At 56.1% G+C, this 19,009-nt stretch carries 19 protein-coding genes; 5 read left to right on the top strand and 14 right to left on the bottom strand.

Going from position 1 to position 19,009, the window contains the following annotated elements; all coding sequences use genetic code 11:
• Positions 1 to 4: 4 nt before the first annotated feature.
• The 5 genes from AAHB66_RS21010 to pepA all read right to left on the bottom strand — a co-directional run bounded on the left by AAHB66_RS21010 (position 5) and on the right by pepA (position 6,553).
• Positions 5 to 1,024, bottom strand: coding sequence for an NAD(P)-dependent alcohol dehydrogenase (locus AAHB66_RS21010; protein WP_347114407.1), 1,020 nt, complete (start codon positions 1,022 to 1,024; stop codon positions 5 to 7).
• 82 nt (positions 1,025 to 1,106) lie between these two features.
• Positions 1,107 to 1,610 carry a GNAT family N-acetyltransferase gene (locus AAHB66_RS21005; protein WP_347114406.1) on the bottom strand — a complete coding sequence of 168 codons (504 nt, stop codon included), beginning with the start codon at positions 1,608 to 1,610 and terminating at the stop codon, positions 1,107 to 1,109.
• An 11-nt stretch (positions 1,611 to 1,621) separates the two neighbouring features.
• Positions 1,622 to 4,477 carry a valine--tRNA ligase gene (locus AAHB66_RS21000; protein ID WP_333853445.1) on the bottom strand — a complete coding sequence of 952 codons (2,856 nt, stop codon included), beginning with the start codon at positions 4,475 to 4,477 and terminating at the stop codon, positions 1,622 to 1,624.
• The gene (holC, locus tag AAHB66_RS20995; protein WP_347114405.1) at positions 4,477 to 4,920 is read right to left on the bottom strand and encodes a DNA polymerase III subunit chi; all 444 of its coding nucleotides are present in this window, start codon (positions 4,918 to 4,920) and stop codon (positions 4,477 to 4,479) included. The genes AAHB66_RS21000 and holC overlap by 1 nt, the downstream gene beginning before the upstream one ends.
• 121 nt (positions 4,921 to 5,041) lie before the next feature.
• Entirely contained in the window at positions 5,042 to 6,553 is a 1,512-nt protein-coding gene (gene pepA, locus AAHB66_RS20990; RefSeq protein ID WP_106994846.1) for a leucyl aminopeptidase, read from the bottom strand.
• A gap of 266 nt (positions 6,554 to 6,819) precedes the next feature.
• Here pepA and lptF point away from each other — a divergent pair, with 266 nt between their 5' ends.
• The 5 genes from lptF to mtgA all read left to right on the top strand — a co-directional run bounded on the left by lptF (position 6,820) and on the right by mtgA (position 13,074).
• The gene (gene lptF / locus AAHB66_RS20985; protein WP_347114404.1) at positions 6,820 to 7,920 is read left to right on the top strand and encodes an LPS export ABC transporter permease LptF; all 1,101 of its coding nucleotides are present in this window, start codon (positions 6,820 to 6,822) and stop codon (positions 7,918 to 7,920) included.
• On the top strand, positions 7,920 to 9,002 hold the full coding sequence (lptG, locus tag AAHB66_RS20980) for an LPS export ABC transporter permease LptG (RefSeq protein WP_347114403.1): 1,083 nt from the start codon (positions 7,920 to 7,922) through the stop codon (positions 9,000 to 9,002). The genes lptF and lptG overlap by 1 nt, the downstream gene beginning before the upstream one ends.
• Positions 9,003 to 9,136: 134 nt before the next feature.
• Positions 9,137 to 11,470: an aerobic respiration two-component sensor histidine kinase ArcB gene (gene arcB / locus AAHB66_RS20975; RefSeq protein ID WP_347114402.1), complete on the top strand. Its 2,334-nt coding sequence runs from the start codon at positions 9,137 to 9,139 to the stop codon at positions 11,468 to 11,470.
• A 228-nt stretch (positions 11,471 to 11,698) separates the two neighbouring features.
• Entirely contained in the window at positions 11,699 to 12,352 is a 654-nt protein-coding gene (gene elbB, locus AAHB66_RS20970) for an isoprenoid biosynthesis glyoxalase ElbB (protein WP_347114401.1), read from the top strand.
• A gap of 2 nt (positions 12,353 to 12,354) precedes the next feature.
• Complete coding sequence (gene mtgA, locus AAHB66_RS20965; protein WP_347116534.1) at positions 12,355 to 13,074, top strand: monofunctional biosynthetic peptidoglycan transglycosylase; 720 nt, start codon at positions 12,355 to 12,357, stop codon at positions 13,072 to 13,074.
• Here the strand turns inward: mtgA and npr are convergent.
• The 9 genes from npr to kdsC all read right to left on the bottom strand — a co-directional run bounded on the left by npr (position 13,071) and on the right by kdsC (position 18,998).
• Positions 13,071 to 13,343 carry a PTS phosphocarrier protein NPr gene (gene npr, locus AAHB66_RS20960; RefSeq protein WP_032614489.1) on the bottom strand — a complete coding sequence of 91 codons (273 nt, stop codon included), beginning with the start codon at positions 13,341 to 13,343 and terminating at the stop codon, positions 13,071 to 13,073. The two genes, mtgA and npr, sit on opposite strands and share 4 nt — an antisense overlap.
• Complete coding sequence (gene rapZ / locus AAHB66_RS20955; RefSeq protein WP_250586269.1) at positions 13,340 to 14,194, bottom strand: RNase adapter RapZ; 855 nt, start codon at positions 14,192 to 14,194, stop codon at positions 13,340 to 13,342. Before rapZ ends, npr begins: the two co-directional genes overlap by 4 nt.
• Before the next feature lie 45 nt (positions 14,195 to 14,239).
• Positions 14,240 to 14,731, bottom strand: a complete 492-nt coding sequence (ptsN, locus tag AAHB66_RS20950; RefSeq protein WP_039031625.1) for a PTS IIA-like nitrogen regulatory protein PtsN — start codon at positions 14,729 to 14,731, stop codon at positions 14,240 to 14,242.
• Between the two features lie 82 nt (positions 14,732 to 14,813).
• Positions 14,814 to 15,101, bottom strand: a complete 288-nt coding sequence (gene hpf / locus AAHB66_RS20945; protein WP_106994839.1) for a ribosome hibernation promoting factor — start codon at positions 15,099 to 15,101, stop codon at positions 14,814 to 14,816.
• Between the two features lie 22 nt (positions 15,102 to 15,123).
• A complete protein-coding gene (rpoN, locus tag AAHB66_RS20940; protein WP_347114399.1) occupies positions 15,124 to 16,557 on the bottom strand; it encodes an RNA polymerase factor sigma-54 in 1,434 nt (477 codons plus the stop codon).
• Positions 16,558 to 16,604: 47 nt separating this feature from the next.
• Entirely contained in the window at positions 16,605 to 17,330 is a 726-nt protein-coding gene (gene lptB / locus AAHB66_RS20935) for an LPS export ABC transporter ATP-binding protein (protein ID WP_250586265.1), read from the bottom strand.
• A gap of 6 nt (positions 17,331 to 17,336) precedes the next feature.
• Positions 17,337 to 17,891: a lipopolysaccharide ABC transporter substrate-binding protein LptA gene (gene lptA, locus AAHB66_RS20930; RefSeq protein ID WP_347114397.1), complete on the bottom strand. Its 555-nt coding sequence runs from the start codon at positions 17,889 to 17,891 to the stop codon at positions 17,337 to 17,339.
• Positions 17,860 to 18,435: an LPS export ABC transporter periplasmic protein LptC gene (lptC, locus tag AAHB66_RS20925; RefSeq protein WP_347114396.1), complete on the bottom strand. Its 576-nt coding sequence runs from the start codon at positions 18,433 to 18,435 to the stop codon at positions 17,860 to 17,862. Before lptC ends, lptA begins: the two co-directional genes overlap by 32 nt.
• Positions 18,432 to 18,998, bottom strand: a complete 567-nt coding sequence (gene kdsC / locus AAHB66_RS20920) for a 3-deoxy-manno-octulosonate-8-phosphatase KdsC (RefSeq protein WP_333853424.1) — start codon at positions 18,996 to 18,998, stop codon at positions 18,432 to 18,434. Before kdsC ends, lptC begins: the two co-directional genes overlap by 4 nt.
• Between the last annotated feature and the right edge of the window lie 11 nt (positions 18,999 to 19,009).

Here is a 19,009-nt window from a genome sequence, read left to right as displayed (position 1 = left end):
CAGCTTAAAAGTCCGCTTTCAACACCACGCGGTAACGGGCTTTGCCGTCACGAACGTGCTGGAGCGCTTCGTTGATTTTTGACATCGGGTACATCTCGATGGTCGGAGAGACTTTGGTGCGGCCGGCAAACTTCATCAGCTTACGCAGCTCATAAGGTGTGCCCGTTGCAGAACCCGACACGCTACGATCGCCGCCAATCAGCGTGAACGCCGGAACCGGCAGTGGCTTCAGCACGGCACCCACGGTATGGAAGTTGCCGCCGTAGGCCAGCGCTTCAAAGTACGGCTGCCAGTCGAGATCGACGTTAACGGTGTTGATGATCAGATCAAACTGACCGGCGAGGGCTTTCAACAGCTCAGGATCGCGGCTGTTCACCACCTTATCGGCACCCATCGCCAGCACTTCTTGCTCTTTGGCCGGGTTTGAGCTGAACGCCGTCACTTCGCAGCCCATGGCATGCAGCAGCTTAATGGCAATGTGGCCCAGACCGCCGATACCGATCACCCCCACGCGGCTGGTGGCGGTGATATGGTGCATCAGCAGCGGTTTAAAGACCGTGATCCCACCGCACAGCAGCGGGCCTGCGGATTCGATATCGATCTGTTCAGGGAGAGGAATGACCCATTGCCAGTCGGCGCGAAGTTTGTCAGCGAAACCGCCATTATTGAGGATGGTAGGGGTGGCGCCTTCCAGACAGTTAATCTGGTTGCCGCTGATACAGGCGTCACAGTGACCACAGCTGCGTGCGGTCCAGCCGATGCCCACGCGCTGGCCAATCTTCAGCCCTTTTTCCTGTGCGGCACTGCCCAGGGCCACCACGCGGCCAATGACTTCGTGCCCGGCAATCAGCGGGTATTGCGAAAAGCCCCATTCGTTATCGATCATCGACAGATCGGAATGGCAGATCCCGCAGTAATCAACCTGGACTTCAACGTCTTCTGCTTTCAGCTCGCCCGCATCGTATTCGTACAGCTCAAGTTCTGCACCCGCCTGCGGTGCGGCGTAGCTTTTTATCTTCGACATGATATTACCCCCTGATGGTGTGGAACTGAGAGTGTAGAGCATTCAGTTTACAGCCGCTTAACAGAAGGGGGCAGGAAAGGAATTATAACGTTTTCAACATCCGCACTTCGCAATCAACATGCCCGGTACATCCCAGCGGCTGGTCGATATGCTCAAAGCCGAGATGTTCGTACAGTCTGATAGCGTCGGTCAGAAAGGCGGTGGTTTCAAGATAGCAGCGTTTAAACCCCTGCGCGCGGGCATGATCCAGAGCCTGTAACGCCAGTTTTTTCGCTAAACCTTGTCCACGGACGACGGGGAGGAAATACATTTTTTGCAGTTCGCAGATGTCCGGCTCGCTGCAGGAGAGCGGCGCAACGCCGCCGCCGCCCACAACCTGGCCATTCTGCTCTACAACCCAATAGGCATGTCCCGGCTGGCTGTACACCGAGTACAGTTCGTCGAGATTGGGATCCGCAACGGTATAGCCTTTATCGGCCGTCAGGCCGTATTCGGCAGATACCCGGCGGATAACGCCGGCAATTGCCGGGTTATCCGTGGCGGTGATACGGCGCAGATGCGCCGTTACAGAGGCATTTACATGCATAGCTTCACTCATCACAGCGCGCTAATGACAGCCTGTTGCTCAATCAGCTTCGCTTTAGCATCTGCGAAACCAACCAGACGCTCGCGCTCTTTAGCGATAACCGCTTCTGGTGCGCGGGCGACAAAGCCTTCGTTAGACAGTTTGCTTTCAATCTTACCGATTTCAACTTCGACTTTAGCCACTTCTTTCGCCAGACGTGCCAGCTCAGCATCTTTGTCCACCAGGCCCGCCATCGGGATCAGCAGCTCGGCGCCGTCGATGATTTTGGTCACGGAGACCGGACCTTTATCATCCGCAGGCAGCACGGTGATGCTCTCCAGACGCGCCATGGTCTGCAGGAAGGTGTTGTTTTCAGTGACGCGACGAACCGCAGCCTCGCTGCAACCACGCAGCAGCAATGCCAGCGGTTTACCCGGAGAGATGTTCATCTCTGCACGGATGTTACGTACGGCAACGATCGCCTGCTTCAGCCACTCGGTATCGGCAGCCGCGGCTTCATCAACCTGCGCAGCATCGAATGCCGGGAACGGCTGCAGCATGATGGTGTCGGCACTGATACCGGCAATCACCTTCACGCGCTGCCAGATGGTCTCGGTGATGAACGGGATGATCGGGTGCGCCAGGCGCAGCAGACCTTCCAGAACGGTAATCAGGGTGTTGCGCGTGCCGCGCAGTTCCGCTTCAGATCCGCCGTTCATAACCGGTTTGGTCAGCTCCAGGTACCAGTCACAGAACTGGTTCCAGGTGAACTCGTACAGGATGCCTGCCGCGATATCGAAGCGATAGCTGTCCAGCGCTTCACGGAACGCTTTGGTGGTCTGGTTGAATTCGGCCAGGATCCAGCGGTCGGCCAGCGACAGGGTCATCTCGCCGCCGTTAAAGCCGCAATCCTGATCTTCGGTGTTCATCAGCACAAAGCGGCTGGCGTTCCACAGCTTGTTACAGAAGTTGCGGTAACCTTCCAGACGTTTCATGTCCCAGTTGATGTCGCGACCGGTAGAAGCCAGCGCGGCCAGGGTGAAACGCAGGGCGTCGGTGCCGTGTGGCTCGATGCCGTCCGGGAACTGCTTCTCGGTACGCTTGCGGATCTTCTCAGCCAGCTGCGGCTGCATCATGTTGCCGGTACGTTTCTCCAGCAGATCTTCCAGCGAGATACCGTCAACCATGTCCAGCGGGTCGATAACGTTGCCCTTGGACTTGGACATCTTCTGGCCTTCGTCGTCACGGATCAGACCGGTCATGTAGACGGTATGGAACGGAACCTGCGGTTTGCCGTCTTCATCTTTGATGAAGTGCATGGTCATCATGATCATGCGGGCGATCCAGAAGAAGATAATGTCGAAGCCGGAAACCATCACGCTGGTTGGGTGGAACTGACGCAGCGCGTCGGTGTTCTCTGGCCAGCCGAGCGTGGAGAAAGTCCACAGCGCGGAGGAGAACCAGGTATCCAGCACGTCTTCGTCCTGACGCAGAGCAACGTCCGCGCTCAGGTTGTTTTCCTGACGCACTTCGTCTTCGGTGCGACCAACGTAGACGTTGCCTTCGTTGTCGTACCACGCCGGGATGCGGTGACCCCACCACAGCTGACGGGAGATACACCAGTCCTGAATATCGCGCATCCAGGAGAAGTACATGTTTTCGTATTGTTTTGGCACGAACTGGATGCTGCCGTTCTCAACCGCTTCGACAGCCGGTTTCGCCAGTACGTCGGCACGGACGTACCACTGGTCGGTCAGCATCGGCTCGATCACTACGCCGCCACGGTCGCCGTAAGGAACGGTCAGGTCGTGCGGTTTGATCTCTTCCAGCAGGCCCAGGGCGTCGACAGCGGCAACCACCGCTTTACGCGCGGCAAAGCGCTCCAGCTTCTGGAACTCAGCCGGGATATCGCTGGAATAGACGTCAGATTCTTCGCCTTTGGTGTCATACACTTCCGCGCTTTCGCGGATGTCGCCATCAAAGGTCAGGATGTTGATCATTGGCAGGGCGTGACGACGGCCAACTTCATAGTCGTTAAAGTCGTGCGCCGGGGTGATCTTCACGCAGCCGGTGCCTTTTTCCATGTCGGCGTGTTCATCGCCCACAATCGGAATGCGGCGGTTTACCAGCGGCAGCACCACGAACTTGCCAATCAGATCTTTGTAACGAGGATCTTCCGGGTTAACGGCCACGCCGGTATCGCCCAGCAGGGTTTCCGGACGGGTGGTGGCGACCACCAGGTAATCTTTACCGTCTGCGGTTTTCGCGCCGTCGGCCAGCGGATAGCGGATATGCCACATGGAGCCTTTCGACTCGCGGTTTTCCACTTCCAGGTCAGAGATAGCGGTGCGCAGTTTCGGATCCCAGTTCACCAGGCGCTTGCCACGGTAAATCAGATCTTCTTTATACAGACGGACGAACACTTCTTTAACGGCGTTGGACAGGCCTTCGTCCATGGTGAAGCGCTCGCGCTCCCAGTCCACGGAGTTGCCGAGACGGCGCATCTGACGGGTAATGGTGCCGCCGGATTCTGCTTTCCACTGCCAGATTTTGTCGATAAAGGCGTCGCGACCGTAGTCGTGGCGGGTTTTACCTTCTTCAGCGGCAATCTTGCGTTCAACCACCATCTGGGTAGCAATACCCGCATGGTCAGTACCGGCCTGCCACAGGGTGTTTTTGCCCTGCATGCGCTGGTAACGGATCATGGTATCCATGATGGTCTGCTGGAAGGCATGACCCATATGCAAACTGCCGGTGACGTTCGGCGGCGGGATCATGATGCAGAAGGACTCTTTGCTTTCATCGCCGTTAGGCTTGAAATAGCCCTGCTGTTCCCAGTGCTCGTAAAGCGGCTGTTCGATATCGCGTGGGTTATATGTCTTTTCCATTATTTCCAGGTTGCCGTATTCAGGTTAAAACCAGCCAGGCGGTACGCTTTATAGCGTTCGCGCGCCAGTTGTTTCAAAGAATCTTCGTGAGGGACAAAGTCTACCACTTCTGTGAAAGCGGTGGCAAAATCTGCAAAGCCGGTACGCAGGCTGATTAAAAGATCCCGCGGGCTGCTGTTGCGTTTTTGCGGCCAGGCGATCTCCACCGGCGCGCCACCGCGCGGTCCTTCCCCCGCAAGATTATGCGGAACAAAACTTTCCGGCGGTCGTGCCCACAGGGCTTCATCCAGACGGATGGCCTGCTGCTCATCTTCACAGGCAATCAGCACGCGTTTTCCACCGCGCCAACGTTCTGCGGCAATCTCACACACCAGCTGTTCGACGGCGCTTAAGCCATCCTGTTGCGTGTCGTTGTCCAGAAGATAGAACGTTGCGTTTTTCATATATGGGGCTTCTTGTTGTGGATTTAAATGCAAAGCCGGGTGGCGCTACGCTTACCCGGCCTACAAACGGCACTATCCCGTAGGCCCGGTAAGCGTAGCGCCACCGGGCATCAGACGGGAATTACTCTTCGCCGTTAAACCCGGCGCGGTTCAGCAGGAACTGCGACAGCAGGGCAACCGGGCGGCCGGTAGCGCCTTTGGCTTTACCGGAACGCCATGCGGTACCGGCGATGTCCAGGTGGGCCCAGTTGTATTTGCGGGTAAAGCGCGCCAGGAAGCAGGCCGCGGTAATGGCACCGCCAGGACGCCCACCGATGTTGGCCATATCCGCAAAGTTAGACTCCAGCTGCTCCTGATACTCATCGGCCATCGGCAGACGCCATGCGCGGTCGCCCGCCTGTTCAGAGGCACCGATCAGCTCATGGGCCAGCGGGTTGTGGTTCGACATCAGCCCGGTGATGTGGTGGCCTAGCGCAATCACGCAGGCGCCGGTCAGGGTGGCCACGTCAATCACCGCTTCTGGCTCGAAGCGTTCAACGTAGGTCAGCACGTCGCACAGCACCAGACGGCCTTCGGCGTCGGTATTCAGCACTTCAACGGTCTGGCCTGACATGGTGGTGAGCACGTCGCCAGGACGATAGGCGCGGCCACCCGGCATGTTTTCACAGCCGGCCAGCACGCCGATCACGTTGATAGGCAGCTGAAGTTCCGCAACCATGCGCATCACGCCGTAAACCGCCGCCGCACCGCACATGTCGTACTTCATCTCATCCATGCCTTCGGCCGGTTTGATGGAGATACCGCCGGAGTCGAAGGTCAGGCCTTTACCGACCAGCACAATCGGACGCACGTCTTCTGACGGGTTGCCCTTGTACTCGATGACCGACATCAGGGATTCATTTTGTGAACCGTTGCCGACGGCCAGGTAGGAGTGCATACCCAGCTCTTTCATCTGCTGCTCGCCAATCACGCGGGTGACGACGTTTTTGCTGTAGGAGTCAGCCAGCTGACGCGCCTGGGAGGCGAGATAGCCAGCGTTACAGATGTTTGGCGGCATGTTGCCGAGGTCTTTCGCAGCCTTGATCCCGGCGGCAATGGCCAGACCATGCTGAATGGCGCGCTCGCCGCTGGTCAGTTCGCGACGGGTCGGGACGTTAAAGACCATTTTACGCAGCGGACGACGGGGTTCACTTTTAGTGGTTTTCAGCTGATCGAAGCTGTACAGCGTCTCTTTTGCGGTCTCAACCGCCTGGCGCACTTTCCAGTAGGTGTTGCGGCCTTTGACGTGCAGTTCGGTCAGGAAGCACACGGCCTCCATTGAGCCAGTATCATTCAGCGTATTAATCGTTTTCTGAATAACCTGTTTGTACTGGCGCTCATCCAGCTCGCGCTCCTTGCCACAGCCAATCAGCAGGATGCGCTCGGACAGTACGTTCGGCACATGATGCAGCAGCAGCGTCTGTCCCGGCTTGCCTTCCAGCTCGCCACGGCGCAGCAGGGCGCTGATGTAGCCGTCACTGATTTTATCGAGTTGTTCTGCGATCGGAGAGAGTCTGCGGGGTTCAAACACGCCGACAACGATGCAGGCACTCCGCTGTTTCTCCGGGCTACCGCTTTTTACACTGAACTCCATGAACTACGCTCCTGAATCTTAAAGACAACAGCAGCAGCTACGGATAGAATTGAAACCTTTCGTAACTCATGCCCGCTGTTGCGGTGACTTCGTGTTAATCTTACGTTATTACGGTTTCGACACGTCATAGTAACTGCTGAAGCGCGAATCCGCCGGGTGTTCTAATCTTAGCGATGATTTCGACGACTCAAGAGAATAAATGACGTTTAAGCCATGAAACAAGCGATTTTCCTGCAAAGAGACGGGTTTTTACGGGCGTATTTAATGTGATAATCATAAGATATCTGGTGCGGGAGACGCTAAAAAGCCAGCTGGCGATACTCTTCATCCTGCTTCTGATCTTTTTCTGTCAGAAACTGGTGAGGATCCTCGGCGCGGCTGCCGACGGCGAAATTCCCACAAATCTGGTGCTTTCCCTGCTCGGGTTAGGCGTGCCTGAAATGGCGCAGCTTATCCTGCCATTAAGCCTTTTCCTCGGACTGCTGATGACGCTCGGTAAACTCTATACCGAAAGCGAAATTACCGTCATGCATGCATGTGGTCTGAGCAAAGCGGTACTGATTAAAGCCGCCATGGTCCTGGCGCTGTTTACCGGCATCGTGGCCGCGGTGAACGTGATGTGGGCCGGACCTGTCTCCTCGCGTCATCAGGATGAAGTGCTGGCTGAAGCAAAAGCGAACCCCGGCATGGCCGCACTGGCGCAGGGGCAGTTCCAGCAGGCAACCGACGGTAACTCCGTGCTGTTTATTGAAAGCGTGGATGGCAGCCGCTTTAACGAAGTCTTCCTCGCGCAAATCCGTACCAAAGGTAATGCCCGTCCGTCCGTGGTGGTAGCCGATTCCGGTCAGCTCGCACAGGGTAAAGACGGTTCGCAGATCGTGACCCTGAATAAAGGCACCCGCTTTGAAGGCACGGCAATGCTGCGTGACTTCCGCATTACGGATTTCCAGAACTATCAGGCGATTATCGGTCATCAGACGGTGGCGCTGGATCCTACCGATACTGAACAGATGAGCATGCGCACGCTGATCAATACAGATACCAATCGCGCCCGCGCGGAGCTGCACTGGCGAATTACGCTGGTATTCACCGTGTTTATGATGGCGTTGATGGTCGTGCCGCTCAGCGTGGTCAACCCACGTCAGGGCCGCGTGCTCTCGATGTTGCCCGCGATGCTGCTTTATCTGGTGTTCTTCCTGCTGCAAACCTCGATCAAATCGAATGGCGGTAAAGGAAAAATCGACCCGGTTATCTGGACCTGGGTGATTAACGGACTCTATCTGCTGTTGGCCGTCATCCTCAACCTGTGGGATACCGTGCCGATGCGCCGTGTACGAGCCCGGTTTACGCGTAAAGGAGCGGTGTAATGCAGGCGTTTGGCGTTCTTGATCGCTATATCGGTAAAACCATTTTTACCACCATCATGATGACCTTATTCATGCTGGTGTCGCTCTCCGGCATCATCAAGTTTGTTGACCAGCTGAAAAAGGCCGGTCAGGGGAGCTATGATGCGATGGGCGCGGGGATGTATACCCTGCTCAGCATTCCGAAAGATGTGCAGATCTTCTTCCCAATGGCGGCGCTGTTAGGCGCCCTGCTGGGGCTGGGGATGCTGGCGCAGCGCAGTGAGCTGGTGGTGATGCAGGCGTCGGGCTTTACCCGTATGCAGGTTGCGCTGTCGGTGATGAAAACCGCGATCCCGCTGGTATTCCTGACCATGGCAATGGGCGAGTGGGTTGCGCCGCAGGGCGAGCAGATGGCGCGTAACTACCGCGCACAGATGATGTATGGCGGCTCGCTGCTCTCCACCCAGCAGGGGCTGTGGGCGAAAGACGGCAATAACTTCGTCTATATCGAACGCGTTACCGGCGATAACACCCTTGGCGGGGTGAGCATCTATAGCTTTAACGATCAGCGTCGTCTGCAGGCGGTGCGTTATGCCACGTCGGCCACCTTCGATACCGAGAAAAAGGTCTGGCGTCTGTCCCAGGTGGACGAGTCAAACCTGCAGGACCCGAAGCAGATCACCGGTTCGCAGACGGTCACTGGCACCTGGAAAACCAACCTGACCCCCGACAAGCTCGGCGTGGTGGCGCTGGATCCGGATGCGCTGTCCATCAGCGGCCTGCACAACTACGTGAAATACCTGAAGTCGAGCGGCCAGGACGCCGGGCGTTATCAGCTCAACATGTGGAGCAAGATCTTCCAGCCGCTCTCCGTGGCGGTGATGATGCTGATGGCGCTGTCGTTTATCTTCGGCCCGCTGCGTAGCGTCCCTATGGGGGTACGCGTCGTCACCGGCATCAGCTTCGGGTTTGTCTTCTACGTTCTCGATCAGATCTTCGGTCCGCTGACTCTGGTTTACGGTATCCCGCCGTTTATCGGCGCGCTGCTGCCGAGCGCCTCCTTCTTCCTGATCAGCCTCTGGCTGCTGTTGAAGCGCTCCTGATCCTTCACACCTCATCTCCCCCTTTGGGAGGTGAGGTGCATCCTCTGTTCTACCCCTCACTTTTTTGCACAACCTTCAACGTCTTGCCTGGAATTTGAGTATTATTGTGCGATGACGTCGTGAAGAGATCCCCTATGAAGCAAATTCGGTTACTGGCGCAATACTATGTCGATCTGATGATGAAGCTCGGCCTGGTACGCTTCTCCCTGCTGCTGGCGCTGGCGCTGGTGGTGCTGGCGATTGTGGTGCAGATGGCCATTACCATGGTGCTGCACGGTCAGGTTGAGAGCATTGATCTTATCCGCTCTATTTTCTTCGGCCTGCTGATCACCCCCTGGGCGGTCTATTTCCTCTCGGTGGTGGTTGAACAGCTGGAGGAGTCCCGCCAGCGGCTGACCCGGGTCGTGGAAAAGCTGGAGGAGATGCGCGAGCGCGATCTGAAGCTCAACGTCCAGCTGAAAGACAATATTGCCCAGCTGAATCAGGAGATCTCAGACCGCGTAAAAGCGGAGGCCGAGCGCCAGACCACGCTGGAACAGCTGAAAATCGAAATGAAGGAGCGCGAGCAGACGCAGATCCAGCTTGAGCAGCAATCCTCGTTCCTGCGTTCTTTCCTTGATGCCTCCCCGGATCTGGTCTTCTATCGCAATGAAGATAAAGAGTTCTCCGGCTGTAACCGGGCGATGGAGCTTTTGACCGGCAAGAGTGAAAAACAGCTCGTCAGCCTGCGCCCGCAGGACGTCTACTCACCCGAGGCTGCCGCCAAAGTGATCGAAACCGACGAGAAGGTTTTCCGTCATAACGTCTCCCTGACCTACGAACAGTGGCTCGACTACCCGGACGGGCGCAAAGCCTGCTTCGAAATCCGTAAAGTGCCTTACTACGACCGCGTCGGGAAACGCCATGGGCTGATGGGCTTCGGGCGGGACATTACCGAGCGCAAGCGCTATCAGGATGCCCTGGAGCGTGCCAGCCGCGATAAAACCACCTTCATCTCCACCATCAGCCATGAGCTGCGTACTCCGCTCAACGGCATCGTGGGGCTAAGCCGCATTCTGCTCGATACCGAACTGACGACCGAGCAGGAGAAATATCTGAAAACCATCCACGTTTCAGCGGTCACGCTCGGCAATATCTTCAACGATATTATTGATATGGATAAGATGGAACGGCGCAAAGTCCAGCTGGATAACCAGCCGGTGGACTTCACCGGCTTCCTGGCCGATCTGGAGAACCTCTCCGGCCTGCAGGCGCAGCAGAAAGGGTTACGCTTTGTGATGGAGCCCACCCTGCCGCTGCCGCACAAGGTGGTGACTGACGGCACGCGCCTGCGCCAGATCCTGTGGAACTTGATCAGCAACGCGGTCAAGTTTACCCAGAACGGCCAGGTCGCGGTTCGCGTACGTTACGGCGAGGGCGAGATGCTGCACTTCGAGGTGGAGGATTCCGGGATCGGCATTCCGCAGGAGGAGCAGGACAAGATCTTCGCCATGTATTATCAGGTTAAAGACAGCCAGGGGGGCAAGCCCGCCACCGGTACAGGGATTGGCCTGGCGGTATCGCGCCGACTGGCGAAAAGCATGGGTGGCGATATTACGGTGAGCAGCAACCCTGGACACGGCTCGGTGTTTAAGCTGAGCGTTCACGCCCCGGCCGTGGCGGAGGAGGTCGAGGATACCTTTGCCCACGACGATATGCCGCTGCCTGCCCTGCACGTGCTGCTGGTGGAGGATATTGAACTGAACGTGATTGTGGCGCGCTCGGTGCTGGAGAAACTCGGCAGCAGCGTGGATGTCGCCATGACCGGCACCGCCGCGCTGGAGATGTTTACGCCGGGGGAATACGACCTGGTGCTGCTGGATATTCAACTCCCGGACATGACCGGGCTCGACATCTCGCGTGAGCTGACCAGCCGTTACGCCAGCGATGAACTGCCGCCGCTGGTGGCGCTGACCGCCAACGTGCTGAAAGACAAAAAAGAGTACCTCGATGCCGGTATGGACGACGTACTGAGCAAACCGCTGGCGGTACCAGCCTTAACCGCCATGATTAAGAAGTTCTGGGACACCTGTGACGAAGAGGAGAGCACCATGACGACGGTAGATACGGAAAAAGCGCAGTCTTTGCTGGATATCGAGATGCTGGAGCAGTACATCGAACTGGTGGGTCCGAAGTTGATCACTGACGGTATAGCCATATTCGAAAAGATGATGCCGGGTTATTTGAACGTGCTGGAGTCCAACCTGACGGCGCGGGATCAGAAAGGCATTGTAGAAGAGGGCCATAAGATCAAAGGTGCCGCCGGATCTATCGGTTTGCGCCATCTGCAGCAGCTGGGTAAGCAGATCCAGTCTCCGGATTTACCGGCGTGGGAAGATAATGTGGGTGAATGGGTTGAAGAGATGAAGCAGGAGTGGCAAAACGATGTGGCCGTTCTGAAAGCCTGGGTGGAGAGCAGAAAAAAATGACCCCGGCTAAACCGGGGTGCGCGAATACTGCGCCAACACCAGGGAAATCTTGGCTGCGCCTTAATAGTTTATTTTAGGATAATGGCGTAGCCGTAAAATTCAGGCCGCACGCAGTTAAGATAGCAAATCTTAAATACTTTGTTACATGAATCAGTTAAATGTGTGAAGCATGCCGTTTTAATCAGAATTTTTAATGTGCATGTAACATTTTTCGAGAGGGATCGCAGGATGAAAAAGGTCGGTGTAGTACTGAGCGGTTGCGGTGTTTACGATGGTTCTGAAATTCATGAAGCGGTTCTGACGCTGCTGGCGCTGGCACGCAATGGTGCAGAAGCGGTCTGTTTCGCGCCGGACAAAGCCCAGTCCGATGTCATCAACCATCTCACCGGCGAACCGCTGCCGGAAAGCCGAAATGTCCTGACTGAAGCCGCGCGGATCGCCCGCGGGCAGATCCGCCCGCTCAGTGAAGCGCGTGCTGCGGAACTGGATGCGCTGATTGTGCCGGGCGGTTTTGGCGCCGCAAAAAACCTCAGCGATTTTGCCCACCAGGGCAGCGCCTGCCAGGTGGAAAGCGATTTAAAAACCCTCGCGCTGCAGATGCATGAGGCCGGGAAACCGCTGGGCTTTATCTGTATCGCCCCGGCGATGCTGCCGGCCATCTTCGATATTCCGCTGCGTCTGACCATCGGCACCGACATCGATACCGCCGAGGTCATCGAGGACATGGGTGGGGAGCATATCCCCTGTCCGGTGGACGATATCGTGGTCGACGAAGAGAACAGGATCGTCACCACCCCTGCGTACATGCTGGCGCAGAACATTGCCGAGGCCGCGACAGGTATTGAGAAGCTGGTCACCCGCGTGCTGGTGCTGGCGGCATGAAATTGAAGCGTCCCCGATCCGGCTGGGTAAGACGGATCGTCATTCGCGTTCTGCTGGTGCTGGCGGTCTTCTGGGGCGGCGGCATTGCTCTGTTCAGCTTCCTGCCGGTGCCGTTTTCCGCGGTGATGATTGAACGTCAGCTGGGGAGCTGGCTGAGAGGAGATTTCAGCTATATTGCCCATTCTGACTGGGTGAGTATGGATGAGATCTCGCCGTGGATGGGGTTAGCCGTTATTGCCGCTGAAGATCAGAAATTTCCCGACCACTGGGGATTTGACGTGGGGGCGATAGAAAAGGCGTTAGCGCATAACGAACGTAATGAGAGCCGTATTCGCGGGGCATCGACGCTTTCTCAGCAAACGGCGAAAAACCTGTTTCTGTGGGACGGACGCAGCTGGATGAGAAAGGGATTTGAAGCCGGACTGACGCTGGGGATCGAAACGGTGTGGAGTAAAAAACGCATCCTGACGGTATACCTGAATATCGCGGAGTTTGGCGAGGGCGTGTTTGGCGTCGAAGCCGCTGCCCGGCACTATTTTCACAAACCTGCCAGCCGCCTGTCGGCGTCAGAGGCCGCGCTGCTGGCCGCCGTGCTACCGAACCCAATTCGCTTTAAGGCCAGCGCGCCTTCAGGCTATGTACGCAGCCGCCAGGCGTGGATCCTGCGTCAGATGCGTCAGCTGGGTGGGGAAGGGTTTATGCAGGCCAATAAGCTGCATTAATCCTCATCAAACCCGGCGTTGAACAGCGCAATCACTGCCGCCAGCGCCTCGACTTCCTGTGGGCCGGTGGCTTCGATTTCGATCTGGCGGCCCTTGGCGGAGTCCAGCATCAGCAGGGCAATCACGCTGTTGGCTTCGGCTTCGGTGCCTTCGTCATTACGCAGCAGAACTTCCGCGTCAAACCCCTGCATCAGTTCGAACAACTTCATCGCCGGGCGTGCGTGCATGCCCAGCTTATTGGTGATCTCAACGGTCTGCTTTACGGTCATGTTTTACGTTTTTCCAGCGTACGATGACGGGACTGCACGTTTTTGCCGCGTGAGCGGAAATAGTCAGCCAGTTGCTCAGCAATATAGACCGAACGGTGTTTGCCCCCGGTACAGCCAATCGCCACCGTCAGGTAGCTGCGATTGTTTGTCTCCAGCATTGGCAACCAGAGTTCAAGGTAGCTGCGCGTCTGATAGATAAAGTTATGCACTTCCGTATGCCTGTCAAGGAACGCGGCAACGGGCTTATCCAGGCCGGTCATCGGACGCAGCTTTGGATCCCAGTGCGGGTTGGGCAGGAAGCGCACGTCAAACACATAGTCTGCATCGATCGGGATGCCGTGCTTAAAGCCGAAAGATTCAAACACCATCGTCAGCTCGCGCTCGCGTTTGCCCAGCAGACGGGTACGCAGCATCTCCGCCAGTTCATGAACGGACATTTCGGAGGTATCGACGATCAGATCGGCACGTGAGCGCAGCGGCTCCAGCAGATCGCTCTCCTGGTCAATGGCGCTTTCCAGCGACAGGTTTTTGCTGGAGAGCGGATGCAGACGGCGGGTATCGCTGTAGCGACGGATCAGCGTATTGCGATCGGCATCAAGGAACAGCAGCTGAGGTGAAAACGCCTCCGGCAAACTGCTCATCGCCTGCTCAAAGATCTCCGGCGATTCAGGCATGTTACGCACGTCGATGCTGACCGCGGCGGAAATCTGCCGATCGGCCAGCGATCTCGCCAGCTCGGGCAGCAGCACCACCGGCAGGTTATCGACGCAGTAAAAGCCCATATCTTCCAGCGCTCGCAGGGCGACCGATTTCCCGGATCCCGAACGACCGCTGACGATCATCAGCACCATGTACCGTTTCTCCTCAGGACTACAGATGTCAAAGCCATCACCCGATTACGCATCATCCTGATTGCCTTCCGTTTCCGTAATAATTTGATAAAGCTCCTCATCGCTCTGTGCCGCGCGCAAACGGCGACAGATGGTTTTATCCGCCAGACGTTTGGCCACCAGCGAGAGGGTGTGCAAATGTGTTTTGGTCTGATCGGCTGGCACCAGCAGGGCAAACAGCAGATCGACAGGCTGGTTATCAATGGCATCAAAGGCGATAGGTGTTTCCAGCTGAACAAACACGCCTACAGCGCGCAGAGTATCCTCTTCAAGTTTGCCATGGGGAATGGCGATGCCGTTGCCGATGCCGGTACTGCCCATTTTTTCGCGGGTCAGGATCGCTTCAAATACCACTTGCGGCGGCAGGCTCAGCTGTTTTGCGGCCAGTTCACTGATGATTTCCAGGGCACGTTTTTTGCTCTGGCAGTGGACGGCACTGCGAGTACATTCCTGATTAAGGACACTGCTCAGTTGTAGAGTTGAATCGTTATTCATCATAATTTCACCTAAGCGCTAACTGTACAAAGGGCCCGTTGTGTTTCACAACAGGCCATCCTGCACCCGTTAACTGCCCGGACAATTAGTGTTGTTTCAGTTTATCTTTATGTTTGTTTAGCTGTCGTGCCAGCTTGTCAATCAAGCCGTCGATAGCCGCGTACATGTCTTGTCCTTCCGCACTGGCATGGATTTCGCCTCCGTTAACATGCAGGGTCGCATCCGAGATATGAGTCACTTTTTCCACTTTTAACACAATGTAGACCTGATTGATCCTCTCGAAATACTGCTCCAGCTTGGCGAACTTCGTATTCACAAACTCGCGCAGGGCCTCAGTGATCTCGACGTTGTGTCCAGTGATGTTGAGCTGCATAGTGTCTTCCTTATCGGTTGTGTCAGACCAGTTGTTTACGCTGGTTTGACGGCGGAATGGATAAAGACTCTCGATACTTCGCAACAGTACGGCGTGCCACCATGATACCTTGATCGGACAGCATGGTGGTTAACTTACTGTCGCTCAGTGGTTTCGCGGGGTTTTCCGCGGCGATCAATTTTTTCACCAGCGCCCGGATGGCTGTCGACGAGGCTTCGCCGCCGCCTTCGGTGTTGACATGGCTGGAGAAAAAATACTTAAGCTCAAAAATACCGCGCGGACTGTGCAGATACTTCTGCGTCGTCACGCGGGAAATCGTCGATTCATGCATCTCGACGGCCTGAGCGATATCCGCCAGCACCATCGGTTTCATAAACTCTTCACCCTGTTCAAAAAACGCCTGCTGCTGCTCCACGATGCAGCGGCTGACGCGCAGCAACGTATCATTGCGGCTCTCGAGGCTTTTGATCAGCCAGCGCGCCTCCTGCAGATTGCTGCGGATAAACTGGTTATCCGAGTCGTTGCGCGAGCTGGTACACATCGAAGCGTACTGCTGATTAATTTGCAGCCGCGGGATGCTGTCGGAGTTGAGTTCCACGGTCCACAGGCCGTTATGTTTGCGTACCAGCACGTCGGGAATGACGTACTCGGGCTCGCTGGTCTGGATTGACTGCCCCGGACGCGGATCCAGCGACTGGATCAGATTAACCGCTTCTTTCAGGATCTCTTCTTTCAGGCGCGTCACGCGCATCAACGAGCGGAAGTCGTGGTTGGCCAGCAGATCCAGATGTTCGCTGACAATCAGGCGAGCCTCTTCAAGCCACGGCGTCTCTTTGACGAACTGCGAAAGCTGGATCAGCAGGCAGTCACGTAAATCCCGTGCCGCGACGCCGACCGGATCAAAACGCTGGACGCGCTTCAGAACCGCTTCGACCTCTTCAAGGTCGATCTCATCGTCACCGATACTTTCCAGAATCTCGTCCAGCGACACGGTCAAATAGCCGGTCTCATCAACGGCATCGACGATGGAGGTGGCAATGGCGCGATCGGTATCGGAAAACGGCGTCAGCTCCACCTGCCACATCAGGTAATCCTGCAGCGACTGGGTGGTTTCGCCCTGATACACCGGCAATTCATCATCCTGGTAGTCTGCGCGCGTGCCGGACGGTGTGCCCGCGGTGTAGATCTCATCCCAACTGGCATCAAGAGGAAGCTCGTCAGGCATCTCTTTTTGCTCCAGCGCGTCAACGCTGTCGAGCGTTTCGTTGTCCTGGGTTTGCTGAGTTTCTACCTCGTCGTGAAGATCGGTTTGCTCAAGCAGGGGATTACTGTCCAGCGCTTGCTGCAGCTCCTGCTGAAGTTCCAGCGTCGACAGCTGCAACAGACGGATGGCCTGTTGTAACTGCGGCGTCATTGCCAGCTGTTGGCTGAGCCTTAATTGCAAACCTTGCTTCATGTTCAGAGCATTTTTCTCCGTTTACGCGAGACTGAACTTCTACCCTATCAGAGTCTGAAGTCTTCCCCAAGATACACGCGCTTAACATGCTCGTCTTCGAGGATCTGCTGCGGTGTGCCGTGAGCAATCAGATGGCCCTGGCTGACGATGTAAGCACGCTCACAGACCGCCAGCGTCTCACGCACGTTATGGTCGGTGATAAGCACTCCCAGACCGCTGTCGCGCAGATGCTCAATAATTCGTTTGATATCAATAACCGAAATCGGGTCAACGCCCGCAAAGGGTTCATCGAGCAGAATGAATTTCGGGTTTGCCGCCAGCGCACGGGCAATTTCCACACGGCGGCGTTCACCACCGGAGAGCGCCTGGCCCAGGCTGTCTCGCAGATGTTCGATGTGGAACTCTTCCATCAGCTCGTTGGCGCGATCCTGACGCTGCTCGGAGGTCAAATCATCACGGATCTGCAGCACCGCCATCAGGTTGTCGAAGACGCTGAGACGGCGGAAAATCGAGGCTTCCTGCGGCAGATAACCGATGCCGCGACGTGCACGCGCGTGAAGGGGCAGCAGGCTGATATCTTCATCATCAATGATGATGTTACCCGCATCGCGCGGCACAATGCCGACCACCATATAAAAGGTGGTGGTTTTACCCGCACCGTTAGGACCCAACAGGCCGACAATTTCGCCGGAGTTGACGGTCAAACTGACATCTTCCACTACGCGACGGCCCTTGTAGGCTTTGGCGAGATTCTTTGCAGTTAATGTTGCCATAACGAATTAGTTACTCTTTTTCTGTGCCGGGGCCTGAGTGTTATTTTTGTCCTGCAGCTGCGATGGCACCAGGACGGTCGTCACGCGTTTGCCTTTTTCACTGAAGGCCTGCATTTTTTGCTCTTTCACCAGATAGGTGATCTTGTCGCCCTTGATGTTGCTGTCGAGCTGCTCCAGGAAGGCATTGCCGGTCAGCACCACGAAGTCTTTCGCCAGCTCGTAGTGCATCTGGGAGGCACGGCCTTTCACCGGCTTGCCGTTGTCCTGCATCTGGTAGAAGGTGGCCGGGTTGCCGTAGCCATCGATAATCTCTTTACCGTCTTCCCCGCCAGGTCGCGTCACCACCACCTTATCGGCGTTGATTTTGATGGTGCCCTGGGTCACGACAACATTGCCGGTAAAGGTCACCACGTTGCCCTGCATATCGAGCGATTGCGTATCGGATTCGATATGAATCGGCTGCTCGGTATCACCCGTCACAGCAAGCGCAGGCAGGCTGACGGCCAGCATCGCGCTGGCAATAACAAATTTAAGGCTGAGTTTGTTTGCTTGGAATTTCATAGGAGGTTCTAACCTTTTCAATCAGCTCTGCGTTCTTGCTGCGTAAGTTCCCGCGCATTCTCAGACCGCTGGAATTAAATGTTGTGCCGTATAGCGTGACCAGATCCTGCGACGTAACATCCTGAGTCACAAGGTTAATCTGTGCGTTATCGGTTGTGATTTTGCGCAACTGTGAGTCTGCGGTCAGCGCATTCACCTCAACATGACCATACAGATAAAGCATACGGTCATTCGTCAGTTTTGCCCGGTCTGATTTAATCGACCATGTCGGCACTTTATTGACATCAAACGTGGTCATCACCGGTTGGGTAAACCAGGAGACACCCTGTTCGGAAAAATACTCAACATGCTGAGCGATAAGGCGATAATTCAGCGCGCCTTCCGGGCTGTAGACCACGGTATCGCTGTGATCGCTTTTGTATGTTGGATCGTTAGTATTGACCGCCGGCGCTTGTTCGTCGTCCTTGTCAGCGAGATTCACGCCAATCAGTACCAGTGCTACCAGCGAAAGCAGAATAATAACCCAACGTCTGGTTTTACTCATATCGATTGCCCTTTGGCCTCATCAAGCTTACCCTGCGCCAGCAGCAGCAGGTCGCAGACTTCTCTTACTGCGCCGCGGCCACCGTTGATACGGGTGACGTAGTCAGCGCGCGGGATCAAAAGCGGATGGGCATCGGCAACGGCGACGCTCAGACCCACTTCTGCCATCACTGGCCAGTCAATCAGATCGTCTCCGACATAGGCGACGTTTTCCGGAGCGATGGCAAGTTTACCAAGTAAGTCCCTGAAAGCGACCATCTTATCGGATTGTCCCTGATAGAGATGGGTAATGCCCAGCGTTTCGCAACGATCTTCTACCAGTTTAGCCTTACGCCCGGTGATGATGGCAACTTCTATGCCAGAAGTGAGCGCACAGCGAATGCCGTAACCATCACGCACGTTGAAGGCTTTCAGCTCTTCGCCATTGTTGCCCATATAAATCAGGCCGTCAGACAGCACGCCATCCACGTCAAGGATCAGCAGGCGAATGTTTTCGGCCTGCGACATCATCTGCGCGCTGACCGGGCCATAACAGGTTGCAAGGGATGCACCCGCATTACTCATTGTCTTATCCT

Origin of the sequence: Leclercia sp. S52, assembly GCF_039727615.1 — a bacterium.
Lineage (GTDB): Bacteria > Pseudomonadota > Gammaproteobacteria > Enterobacterales > Enterobacteriaceae > Enterobacter > Enterobacter adecarboxylatus_B.
The sequence above is the reverse complement of the archived record's forward strand: the minus strand, read 5'-3'. Positions and strand labels throughout refer to the sequence as shown.

Bases quoted from the DNA above. Each gene is read 5' to 3' on its own strand.
- AAHB66_RS21010 (WP_347114407.1), bottom strand. From the start codon at position 1,024: ATGTCGAAGATAAAAAGCTACGCCGCACCGCAGGCGGGTGCAGAACTT.
- AAHB66_RS21005 (WP_347114406.1), bottom strand. From the start codon at position 1,610: ATGCATGTAAATGCCTCTGTAACGGCGCATCTGCGCCGTATCACCGCC.
- AAHB66_RS21000 (WP_333853445.1), bottom strand. From the start codon at position 4,477: ATGGAAAAGACATATAACCCACGCGATATCGAACAGCCGCTTTACGAG.
- holC (WP_347114405.1), bottom strand. From the start codon at position 4,920: ATGAAAAACGCAACGTTCTATCTTCTGGACAACGACACGCAACAGGAT.
- pepA (WP_106994846.1), bottom strand. From the start codon at position 6,553: ATGGAGTTCAGTGTAAAAAGCGGTAGCCCGGAGAAACAGCGGAGTGCC.
- lptG (WP_347114403.1), top strand. From the start codon at position 7,920: ATGCAGGCGTTTGGCGTTCTTGATCGCTATATCGGTAAAACCATTTTT.
- arcB (WP_347114402.1), top strand. From the start codon at position 9,137: ATGAAGCAAATTCGGTTACTGGCGCAATACTATGTCGATCTGATGATG.
- elbB (WP_347114401.1), top strand. From the start codon at position 11,699: ATGAAAAAGGTCGGTGTAGTACTGAGCGGTTGCGGTGTTTACGATGGT.
- npr (WP_032614489.1), bottom strand. From the start codon at position 13,343: ATGACCGTAAAGCAGACCGTTGAGATCACCAATAAGCTGGGCATGCAC.
- rapZ (WP_250586269.1), bottom strand. From the start codon at position 14,194: ATGGTGCTGATGATCGTCAGCGGTCGTTCGGGATCCGGGAAATCGGTC.
- ptsN (WP_039031625.1), bottom strand. From the start codon at position 14,731: ATGATGAATAACGATTCAACTCTACAACTGAGCAGTGTCCTTAATCAG.
- hpf (WP_106994839.1), bottom strand. From the start codon at position 15,101: ATGCAGCTCAACATCACTGGACACAACGTCGAGATCACTGAGGCCCTG.
- rpoN (WP_347114399.1), bottom strand. From the start codon at position 16,557: ATGAAGCAAGGTTTGCAATTAAGGCTCAGCCAACAGCTGGCAATGACG.
- lptB (WP_250586265.1), bottom strand. From the start codon at position 17,330: ATGGCAACATTAACTGCAAAGAATCTCGCCAAAGCCTACAAGGGCCGT.
- lptA (WP_347114397.1), bottom strand. From the start codon at position 17,891: ATGAAATTCCAAGCAAACAAACTCAGCCTTAAATTTGTTATTGCCAGC.
- lptC (WP_347114396.1), bottom strand. From the start codon at position 18,435: ATGAGTAAAACCAGACGTTGGGTTATTATTCTGCTTTCGCTGGTAGCA.
- kdsC (WP_333853424.1), bottom strand. From the start codon at position 18,998: ATGAGTAATGCGGGTGCATCCCTTGCAACCTGTTATGGCCCGGTCAGC.